Source organism: Luteibaculum oceani, from assembly GCF_007995015.1.
GTDB classification, from domain to species: Bacteria; Bacteroidota; Bacteroidia; order Flavobacteriales_D; family Luteibaculaceae; genus Luteibaculum; species Luteibaculum oceani.
Window position 1 is genome coordinate 1 of sequence record NZ_VORB01000041.1, and the last position, 217, is coordinate 217.

General features: G+C 45.6%; 1 protein-coding gene. It reads right to left on the reverse strand.

Annotated elements, in window-relative coordinates:
* Positions 1-217 (reverse strand): hypothetical protein (locus tag FRX97_RS12420; protein ID WP_223266631.1); only part of this gene is annotated, 217 nt, incomplete at both ends.

Sequence of the window (217 nt, forward strand, 5' to 3'; positions counted from 1 at the left end):
TGAGTACCATCTCCATAATCCCATGAGATTTGCACGTTCTCGCTAGATGTTGCGCTAAAAGGAACCGGAGCATTGATACAAGCCTCGGTCGGTACGCTAACATTAGCCGAAGGAATTTTATTGACCGTAAAATTCACCCTATCGTTCAATAGCTTCGTGCAACGACTGTTGCCCATGTCTTTAAACCCAGCGATGTAATAGGTGTACGAACCTACGG